Origin of the sequence: Pseudomonas protegens (genome assembly GCF_003732485.1) — a bacterium.
Taxonomy (GTDB): domain Bacteria; phylum Pseudomonadota; class Gammaproteobacteria; order Pseudomonadales; family Pseudomonadaceae; genus Aquipseudomonas; species Aquipseudomonas protegens_B.
On record NZ_MOAK01000080.1, the window covers coordinates 30,872 to 40,933 of the forward strand.

9 protein-coding genes are annotated in these 10,062 nt (G+C 60.0%); all 9 read left to right on the forward strand.

The annotated features are described in order from the left end of the window. Nucleotides 1-2,717: LPS-assembly protein LptD (locus BLX41_RS21380; RefSeq protein WP_259745058.1), on the forward strand; the 2,717-nt coding region annotated here is incomplete at its 5' end. Further along, nucleotides 2,698-4,014 carry a peptidylprolyl isomerase SurA gene (surA, locus tag BLX41_RS21385; protein ID WP_148059765.1) on the forward strand — a complete coding sequence of 439 codons (1,317 nt, stop codon included), beginning with the start codon at nucleotides 2,698-2,700 and terminating at the stop codon, nucleotides 4,012-4,014. The genes BLX41_RS21380 and surA, both read left to right, overlap by 20 nt. Further along, the gene (pdxA, locus tag BLX41_RS21390; protein ID WP_123726500.1) at nucleotides 4,011-5,000 is read left to right on the forward strand and encodes a 4-hydroxythreonine-4-phosphate dehydrogenase PdxA; all 990 of its coding nucleotides are present in this window, start codon (nucleotides 4,011-4,013) and stop codon (nucleotides 4,998-5,000) included. The genes surA and pdxA overlap by 4 nt, the downstream gene beginning before the upstream one ends. Beyond that, the gene (gene rsmA, locus BLX41_RS21395; RefSeq protein ID WP_016967935.1) at nucleotides 4,997-5,809 is read left to right on the forward strand and encodes a 16S rRNA (adenine(1518)-N(6)/adenine(1519)-N(6))-dimethyltransferase RsmA; all 813 of its coding nucleotides are present in this window, start codon (nucleotides 4,997-4,999) and stop codon (nucleotides 5,807-5,809) included. Before pdxA ends, rsmA begins: the two co-directional genes overlap by 4 nt. 126 nt (nucleotides 5,810-5,935) lie before the next feature. Then, nucleotides 5,936-6,316: a Co2+/Mg2+ efflux protein ApaG gene (gene apaG, locus BLX41_RS21400; RefSeq protein WP_025131262.1), complete on the forward strand. Its 381-nt coding sequence runs from the start codon at nucleotides 5,936-5,938 to the stop codon at nucleotides 6,314-6,316. After that, nucleotides 6,316-7,185 (forward strand): symmetrical bis(5'-nucleosyl)-tetraphosphatase, encoded by an 870-nt coding sequence (locus BLX41_RS21405; RefSeq protein WP_123726501.1) that lies wholly within the window; start codon nucleotides 6,316-6,318, stop codon nucleotides 7,183-7,185. Before apaG ends, BLX41_RS21405 begins: the two co-directional genes overlap by 1 nt. 33 nt (nucleotides 7,186-7,218) lie before the next feature. Beyond that, a complete protein-coding gene (gene glpE / locus BLX41_RS21410; protein WP_102861924.1) occupies nucleotides 7,219-7,548 on the forward strand; it encodes a thiosulfate sulfurtransferase GlpE in 330 nt (109 codons plus the stop codon). A 299-nt stretch (nucleotides 7,549-7,847) separates the two neighbouring features. Next, on the forward strand, nucleotides 7,848-9,770 hold the full coding sequence (locus BLX41_RS21415) for a PrkA family serine protein kinase (protein WP_011063831.1): 1,923 nt from the start codon (nucleotides 7,848-7,850) through the stop codon (nucleotides 9,768-9,770). Between the two features lie 118 nt (nucleotides 9,771-9,888). Further along, on the forward strand, nucleotides 9,889-10,062 hold a 174-nt coding region (locus BLX41_RS35900), incomplete at its 3' end, for a DUF444 family protein (protein WP_259745114.1).

Sequence of the window (10,062 nt, forward strand, 5' to 3'; positions counted from 1 at the left end):
AGTATGACTGCTCAGTCTCTGCTTCGGGTGGCTGGGCCTGTGCGCCGAAAGCCAGCGCAGCCCAACTGCCTCCACGGCCGGTTCACGATGCCAGCTCGGTCAGCTCCAGCGGTGCCACCGCAACCGACAGCGGCACCGCAGAACAAGCTGCCGGCGACAAGCCTGTGCTGGTCACCGAGGCCAAAGGCCGGGGTCTGAAGTCCCGCAGTGCGGACTACAGCCACCTCGACTGGGTACCGCGCGAGAAGCTCACCGCCGCTCAATTGGCCGAAACCGGTCCTTACTGCTCTGGTTCCTATATCGAACCGATTCGTCCTGGCATGAATGACAAGACGAATAAAAGTGACGCCCCCACCTTTATCGGTGCCAAGGCTTCGCGTTATCAGCAGGAAGAACAGGTGGCGACCCTGGCCGGTGACGTCGTCATGCGCCAGGGCAGCATGCAGGTCGAGGCCGACGAGGCCAACCTGTATCAGGCCGAAAACCGTGGCGAGCTGAGCGGCAACGTACGCATCCGCGATAACGGCACGCTGATGGTCGGCGACCACGCCGACGTGCAGCTCGACACCGGTGAAGCCAAGGTCGATAACGCCGAATACGTGATGCACAAGTCGCGGGTTCGCGGCAGTGCGCTGTACGCCAAACGCGCGGAAAACGCCATCATCCGCCTCAAGGATGGTACGTACACCACGTGCGAACCGAACAGCAACGCCTGGCAGCTCAAGGGCAACAACATCACCTTGAACCCGGCCACCGGCTTCGGTACTGCAACCAACGTGACCTTGCGGGTCAAAGATATTCCGGTGCTGTACACCCCGTATATCTACTTCCCGATCGACGACCGTCGCCAGTCCGGCTTCCTGCCACCGAGCATCGGCACCAGCAGCGATACCGGGTTCATGCTGGTCACCCCATACTACTTCAACCTGGCACCGAACTACGATGCCACGCTGTATCCACGCTACATGGCCAAGCGCGGCCTGTTGATGGAAGGCGAATTCCGTTACCTGACCAAGAGCAGCGAAGGTCAGTTCGGCGCCGCGTACCTCAACGACGACGACACCGATCGCAAGAAGCAGACCGACTACGAAAAAACCCGCTACATGCTCAACTGGCAGCACAAGGGCGGGCTTGATTCGCGGTTGATGACCGAGGTCGACTACACCAAGATCAGCGATCCGTACTACTTCCAGGATCTGCAGACCGATCAGATCGGCGTGAAGTCCACCGACTACGTCAACCAGCAAGGCGTCGTGACCTACCGTGGCGACGATTACACCGCACGCCTCAACGTGCAGGCGTATGAGCTGGCGAGCGTGGCCAATATCACGCCGTACAACAAGCTCCCGCAAATCACCTTCAACGGTGCTCTTCCCTACCATCCGCAAGGGCTGGATTTCACTTACGAAACCGAGCTGGTGCGCTTTGAGCGGGATCTGCTCAATGGCAACTACACGGACAAAGACGGTGGTCCATTCAACTCGAACGGCACAGTGGGCACCCCACGCCTGGATACCAACGTTGCTGGTCTGGCGCGCTCCAACGGCGACCGCCTGAATCTCAAGCCCGGTGTCAGCCTGCCGCTGAACTGGAGTTATGGTTATCTGACGCCGTCCCTCAAGTACATGTACACCCAGTACAGTCTTGACTTGGACGCCCAAGGTAAAAATGACCTGGTGATCAACCGCAACCGAGCGGCAGCACTGGGCGAGTCCTACAAGAGCTCACAAAACCGCGGCGTACCAATCGCCAGCGTCGACGGCGGCCTCTACTTCGACCGCAACACCCAATGGTTCGGCAAGAACTACCGCCAGACCCTGGAACCGCGCGCGTTCTACCTCTACGTACCTGAGGAAGACCAGAAGGACATCCCGGTATTCGATACCGGCGAACCTACTTTCAACTACGCTTCGCTATTCCGCGACAACCGCTTCTCCGGTTCCGACCGCGTCGGTGACGAGAACAAGCTGTCCCTGGGCGTGACCAGTCGCTGGATCGAAGACAACGGCTTCCAGCGTCAGCGCGTTAGCGTTGGCCAGGCTCTGTACTTCAAGGACCGCACCGTCCAGCTGCCGGGTATCGACTACCGCACTCGTGACGATGCCAAGTCCAACGTCTCGCCTTACGCCCTTGAATACGAATACCGTTTCAACCGCGACTGGCGCACCACCGCAGAGTACAACTGGGACCCGGACAGCCACAGCCCACGTTCCGGCAGTGCGATGTTCCACTACCAACCTGAAGACAACCCCAACAAGGTGGTCAACGCCGGCTATCGCTATCGCAACGACCAGATTCGCTACGACCAGAACAGCGGTACCTGGAAAATGGGTGGCGACTACGGTACTCCGGGCACGCCTGGTTACGTGAAGGACTACTACAAGATCCAGCAGCATGACTTCTCGGTGATCTGGCCGATCGTGCCGCAATGGAACGCCATCAGCCGCTGGCAGTACGACTACAACCGTAACCGCACGCTCGAGGCCTTCGGTGGTTTCGAATACGACAACTGCTGCTGGAAACTGCGCCTGATCAGTCGTTACTGGGTCAAGTATGACGAGTTCAGTCAGAACGCTCCGGAGAACGAGAAAGGCGACCGCGGCATCTTCCTCCAAATTGTTCTGAAGGGTCTCGGTGGCGTCATGGGCACCAAAGTAGAGAGCTTCCTCGACAAAGGCATCCAAGGTTATCGTGAACGTGAAGACCAAGCTTTCTGATTGTCTGCGCCCGCTGATGCTGGGCGCGCTGTTCCTGAGTACTGCGGCCAGCGCCGCAGTGCAGTCCATCGACAAGGTCGTGGCCATCGTCGACAACGACGTGGTCATGCAGAGCCAGTTGGACCAGCGGGTTCACGAAGTTCAGCAAACCATCGCCAAGCGTGGCGGTGGCGTGCCGCCTACCAGCGTCCTGGAGCAACAGGTTCTGGAGCGTCTGATCGTTGAAAACCTGCAACTGCAGATTGGCGAACGTTCCGGCATCCGCATCACCGATGAAGAGCTGAACCAGGCCATTGGCACCATTGCCCAGCGCAACAGCATGAGCATCGAGCAGTTCCGGGCCGCCCTGGCCCACGACGGCCTGTCTTATGAAGACGCTCGTGACCAGGTGCGCCGTGAAATGATCATCAGCCGCGTGCGTCAACGCCGGGTGGCCGAGCGCATTCAGGTGTCGGAACAGGAAGTGAAGAACTTCCTGGCCTCGGACCTGGGCAAGATGCAGCTCTCCGAAGAGCTGCACCTGGCCAACATCCTGATTCCGACCCCGGAAAGCGCCAACTCCGAAGCCATTCAGAGTGCTGCTCGCCAGGCCATGGATGTGTATCAGCAGCTCAAGCAAGGTGCAGACTTCGCGCAATTGGCGATCGCCCGCTCCGGCAGCGACAACGCCCTGGAAGGCGGTGACATGGGCTGGCGTAAAGCCGCTCAATTGCCTCCTCCATTCGACCGTGAATTGAGCGCAATGGCAGTGGGCGATATCACCCAGCCAGCGCGCACTCCAGGCGGCTTTATCATTCTCAAGCTGCTGGACAAGCGCGGTGGCGGCAATCAGGTGCGTGACGAAGTGCATGTCCGCCACATCCTGATCAAGCCAAGCGAGATTCGCAGCGAAGAAGAGACCAAGCGCCTGGCGCAGAAACTCTACGACCGCATCGAAGCCGGCGAAGACTTTGCCGAACTGGCGAAAAGCTACTCGGAAGACCCGGGTTCGGCGCTCAACGGCGGCGACCTCAACTGGATCGACCCGAACGCCCTGGTGCCTGAGTTCCGCGAAGTGATGGCCAAGACCCCACAAGGTCAGTTGTCCAAGCCGTTCAAGAGCCCTTATGGCTGGCATGTACTGGAAGTCCTTGGCCGTCGCGCCACCGACAGCACCAGTCAGGCCCGTGAACAACAAGCCATGACCGTGCTGCGCAACCGCAAGTACGACGAAGAGCTGCAGACCTGGTTGCGGCAGATCCGTGATGAGGCCTACGTCGAAATCAAACTGCCTGGCGCTGAACAGGCGGCGCAGTGAAACCCAGACGTTTCGCTCTGACACCCGGCGAACCGGCGGGTATAGGTCCTGACCTGTGCCTGCTGCTCGCCTCGCAACCCCAGCCATATCCCCTGATTGCCATTACCAGCCACGACCTGCTCCTTGAGCGGGCCGCGCAGCTGGGCGTGGCAGTCAATCTGCTACCGGTAACCCTGGACCAACTGCCGACTGAAGCCGCTCCGGCGGGCAGCCTGTATGTCTGGGACACGCCCCTGGCCAAGCCAGTAGTCAGCGGCCAGCTGGACCAGGCCAATGCAGCCTTCGTCCTGGAAACCCTGACCCGGGCCGGCCAAGGCTGCCTGGACGGGCACTTTGTCGGCATGATCACCGCCCCCGTACATAAAGGCGTGATCAACGATTCCGGGATCGCCTTTTCCGGGCACACCGAATTCCTTGCGGACCTGACCCACACCGAACAAGTGGTCATGATGCTGGCCACCCGTGGCTTGCGTGTCGCGCTGGTGACCACGCACCTGCCCTTGCGGGAGATTGCCGACGCCATCACTGCAGAACGCCTGGAGCGAGTCACGCGGATCCTGCATGCCGACCTGCAACACAAGTTCGGTATTGCCCAGCCGCGGATCCTGGTTTGCGGGCTCAACCCCCATGCCGGCGAAGGCGGGCACCTGGGCCGCGAAGAAATCGACATCATCGAACCTACCCTAGAGCGTCTGCGCACCGAAGGCATGGACCTGCGCGGTCCATTGCCTGCCGACACTCTGTTTACCCCCAAATATCTGGAGCACTGCGACGCAGTGCTGGCGATGTACCACGACCAAGGCTTGCCCGTGCTGAAATACAAAGGCTTCGGCGCGGCCGTCAATGTGACGCTCGGCTTGCCGATCATCCGCACCTCCGTCGACCACGGCACCGCCCTGGACCTGGCCGGTAGCGGCAAGATCGACACCGGCAGCCTGCAGGTCGCCCTGGAAACCGCCTACCAGATGGCCGAGAACCGTTTATGAGCGAGCAATACCAACACCGGGCGCGCAAGCGCTTCGGCCAGAACTTCCTGCATGACGCCGGCGTTATCGACCGTATCCTGCGGGCTATCCACGCCAAACCCGAAGACCGCATGCTGGAAATCGGCCCGGGCCAGGGCGCACTGACCGAGGGCCTGCTGGGCAGCGGAGCCCAGTTGGACGTGGTGGAACTGGACAAGGATCTGATCCCGATCCTCAACCAGCAGTTCGCCGGCAAGAGCAACTTCAACCTGCACCAGGGCGATGCCCTGAAGTTCGACTTCAACACCCTGGGCGCGGCCCCCAGCAGCCTGCGGGTGGTCGGTAACCTGCCCTACAACATCTCCACCCCGCTGATCTTCCACCTGCTGCAGAACGCCGGGCTGATCCGCGACATGCACTTCATGCTGCAAAAGGAAGTGGTCGAGCGCCTGGCCGCCGGCCCTGGTGGCGGTGACTGGGGTCGCCTGTCGATCATGGTTCAGTATCACTGCCGCGTGGAACACCTGTTCAACGTCGGCCCCGGCGCCTTCAATCCCCCCCCAAAGGTTGATTCGGCCATCGTGCGCCTGGTGCCCCACGCGGTGCTACCGCATCCAGCCAAGGATCATCGCCTGCTGGAACGCATCGTCCGCGAAGCCTTCAACCAGCGCCGCAAGACCCTGCGCAACACCCTCAAGGCCCTCCTCAGCAGCGCCGAGATCGAAGCCGCCGGTGTCGATGGCAGCCTGCGTCCCGAGCAACTGGACCTGGCCGCCTTCGTGCGCCTGGCCGATCAGTTGGCCGACCAGCCCAAGCCTGCCGCCGACTGAGAAACGCCCTTGCCCGAGATCGGGTAGGACGCCGGACAGGATGTCTGGTTTACTACCCGATACTTGACCTAGACTGACCTCCATCAGCTTTGTCCCGCGCCCCGCTTTGCTTTAAAGGCCTTTTGCATGTCCGATCCTCGTTATCAGGTCGACGTCAGCGTCGTCACCCGCTTTCTGGCAGACCAATCGCAACCCGAGCAGAACCGCTTCGCTTTCGCCTACACCATTACCGTTCAGAACAACGGATCACTCCCGGCCAAGCTGCTGTCGCGGCACTGGGTGATCACCGACGGTGACGGCCATGTGGAAGAAGTCCGCGGCGCTGGCGTGGTTGGCCAGCAACCATTGATTGCCGCCGGCAAGAGCCACACCTATAGCAGCGGAACGGTGATGACTACCCGGGTTGGCAACATGCAGGGCAGCTACCAGATGCTGGCCGAGGACGGCAAACAGTTCGACGCCATCATTGCCCCCTTCCGCCTGGCAGTCCCCGGAGCCCTGCACTGATGGCGACCTACGCCGTCGGCGACCTGCAAGGCTGCCTGGAGCCGCTGCAGTGCCTGCTTGAACAAGTCGCCTTCGACCCTGCCAGGGACCGCCTGTGGCTGGTGGGTGACCTGGTCAATCGCGGCCCACAGTCACTGGAAACCCTGCGCTACCTTTATTCCATTCGCGATTCGCTGGTCTGCGTGTTGGGCAATCACGACCTGCACCTGCTGGCAGCCTGGCGCAACATCGAACGGCTGAAAAAGTCCGACACACTGCGGGAAATCCTTGAAGCCCCAGATTGCGAAGAACTGTTGCAGTGGTTGCGCCAGCAAAAACTGATGCATTACGACGAAGCCCGCAACGTGGCCCTGGTCCATGCCGGCATCGCCCCGCAGTGGTCACTGAAGAAGGCCCTCAAGTGCGCCGCCGAAGTCGAGGAAGCGCTACGCGACGACAACCTCTTCGAGCCCTTCCTGGACGGCATGTACGGTAACGATCCAGCGAAATGGGACAGCGACCTCAAGGGCGTGACCCGCCTGCGCGTCATCACCAACTACTTCACCCGCATGCGTTTCTGCACCAGCGAGGGCAAGCTCGACCTCAAGAGCAAGGAAGGACTGGACACCGCACCACCGGGCTACGCCCCCTGGTTCAGTCACAAGGAGCGCAAGACCCGGGACCTGAAGATCATCTTCGGCCACTGGGCAGCCCTGGAAGGCCATAGCAACGAACCCGGCATCTTCGCCCTGGACAGCGGCTGCGTCTGGGGTGGGGCCATGACCTTGCTGAATGTCGATACCGGCGTGCGCCTGACCTGCGATTGCGACGCCCAGGGGCACACTGCGCCCCTTTCCCCCGAACCCTTGCCCATCCCGGCAAAGCGCTAGTCGGCGCTGACTACCAAGCTCCAGGAGCCCGCCATGAGCGAATTCAAACGCATCCCTCCAGAACAGGCCCAGGCACTGCGCGAACAAGGTGCAGTGGTCGTGGATATCCGCGACCCGCAAACCTATGCACTGAGCCATATCAGCGGCGCGCAACACCTGGATAATCATTCCATTTCCGACTTCATTCGCGGCGCCGACCTCGATGCCCCATTGGTGGTGGTCTGCTATCACGGCAACTCCAGCCAGAGCGCTGCGGCGTACCTGGTGAGCCAGGGCTTCTCCGACGTTTACAGCCTCGATGGCGGCTTCGAACTATGGCGCAGCACCTATCCGACGGAAATCGCCCAAGGCACCGCCGAATAATTTTTTTCAGCAGCTCTAGCCCGCGTACTACGCGGGCTGACGCGCCACCGGACGAACGGTAGTGCGCAACTAATTCCCCATCTCGCCTTGACCTCCCGGATTCCGAACTATCCTTAGCCTCAGGCCATCCAAATCAGGGGAGAGCCGGTACACCGGCGAGCGGGTCATCGGTACTAGCTTTCAAGGTCGATAGCTTTGAAAGTGTTCTGGGGGGTAAACAGCAGCTGGAAACTCAGTTGCATGCCAGCACTTGACTGACTGATCCGACGCCGGCTCCACGTATCGAGCGAGGTGACGTCATGAGTATTTTTAGCCACTTCCAACAACGCTTCGAATCCACACGCCAGGAAGAGTTTTCGCTGCAGGAATACTTGGAACTGTGCAAAAAGGACCGAAGCGCCTATGCATCCGCCGCCGAGCGCTTGCTATTGGCCATCGGCGAGCCCGAGCTGCTGGACACCTCGACCAACTCGAGGCTGTCGCGAATCTTCTCCAACAAGGTCATCAGGCGGTATCCGGCCTTTGAAGACTTCCATGGCATGGAAGAGTGCATCGACCAGATCGTCTCCTATTTCCGCCATGCCGCTCAGGGCCTGGAAGAGAAGAAACAGATCCTCTATCTCCTGGGACCGGTGGGGGGTGGTAAATCTTCCCTGGCCGAGAAGCTCAAACAACTGATCGAAAAAGTGCCCTTCTACGCCATCAAGGGCTCTCCGGTCTTCGAATCGCCACTGGGCCTGTTCAACGCCACGGAAGATGGCGCCATTCTCGAAGAAGACTTCGGTATCCCGCGGCGCTACCTCAACACCATCATGTCGCCTTGGGCCACCAAGCGCCTGTCGGAATTCGGTGGTGACATCAGCCAGTTCCGGGTAGTGAAACTTTACCCATCGATTCTCAACCAGATTGCCGTGGCCAAGACCGAACCGGGCGATGAGAACAACCAGGACATCTCGGCCTTGGTGGGCAAAGTGGATATCCGCAAACTGGAAGAATTCCCGCAGAACGATGCCGACGCCTACAGCTACTCCGGGGCACTGTGCCGGGCCAACCAGGGCCTGATGGAGTTCGTCGAAATGTTCAAGGCACCGATCAAGGTGCTGCACCCACTGCTCACCGCGACCCAGGAAGGCAACTACAACAGTACCGAAGGGCTGGGGGCGATCCCCTTCACCGGCATCCTTCTGGCCCACTCCAACGAATCGGAGTGGCACACCTTCCGCAACAACAAGAACAACGAAGCCTTCATTGACCGGATCTACATCGTCAAGGTGCCTTACTGCCTGCGGGTCACCGATGAGGTGAAGATTTACGACAAGCTGCTGTTCAACAGCTCGCTGGCCAAGGCCCATTGCGCCCCCGACACCCTGAAGATGCTGGCGCAGTTCACTGTGCTGTCGCGTCTGAAGGAGCCGGAAAACTCCAATATCTACTCGAAGATGCGCGTCTATGACGGCGAGAACCTGAAAGACACCGACCCCAAGGCCAAGTCGATCCAGGAGTACCGCGACAGTGCCGGCGTCGATGAAGGCATGAATGGCCTGTCGACCCGCTTCGCCTTCAAGATCCTGTCAAAAGTCTTCAACTTCGATCCCCATGAAGTGGCGGCTAACCCAGTGCACCTGCTGTATGTGCTGGAACAACAGATCGAGCAGGAGCAGTTCCAGGCGGAAACCCGCGAGCGCTACCTGCGCTTCCTCAAGGAGTACCTGGCACCGCGCTACATCGAGTTCATCGGCAAGGAGATCCAGACCGCCTACCTCGAGTCCTACAGCGAGTACGGCCAGAACATCTTCGACCGTTATGTTCTCTACGCGGACTTCTGGATTCAGGATCAGGAATACCGCGATCCGGAAACCGGCGAAATCCTCAATCGCGTCGCCCTCAACGAAGAGCTGGAGAAGATCGAAAAACCTGCGGGCATCAGCAACCCGAAAGACTTCCGCAACGAAATCGTCAACTTCGTCCTGCGGGCCCGAGCCAACAACAATGGCAAGAACCCCACTTGGCTCAGCTACGAGAAGCTGCGGGTGGTCATCGAGAAGAAAATGTTCTCCAACACCGAGGATCTGCTGCCGGTCATCAGCTTCAATGCCAAGGCCAGCAAGGAGGATCAGCAGAAACACAACGACTTCGTCACACGAATGGTCGAGCGCGGCTACACCGACAAACAGGTACGGCTGTTGTCCGAATGGTATCTGCGGGTCAGAAAATCGCAGTGAAGCAGCTGCAAGCTTCTAGCCACAAGCTGCAAGCACGGTGCCGTAGAGCCCTTACAGGCTCTGCTGTGGCGTTGCTTCCGGCTTGAGGCTTATGTCTTGAAGCTCCCCGGAGGGGCCCATGAGCTATGTGATCGACCGACGTCTCAATGGCAAGAACAAGAGCACGGTGAACCGTCAGCGGTTTCTGCGGCGTTACCGTGACCACATCAAAAAGGCTGTCGAAGAGGCCGTTAGCCGCCGCTCCATCACCGACATGGAGCATGGCGAACAAATCAGCATTCCCGGACGAGAC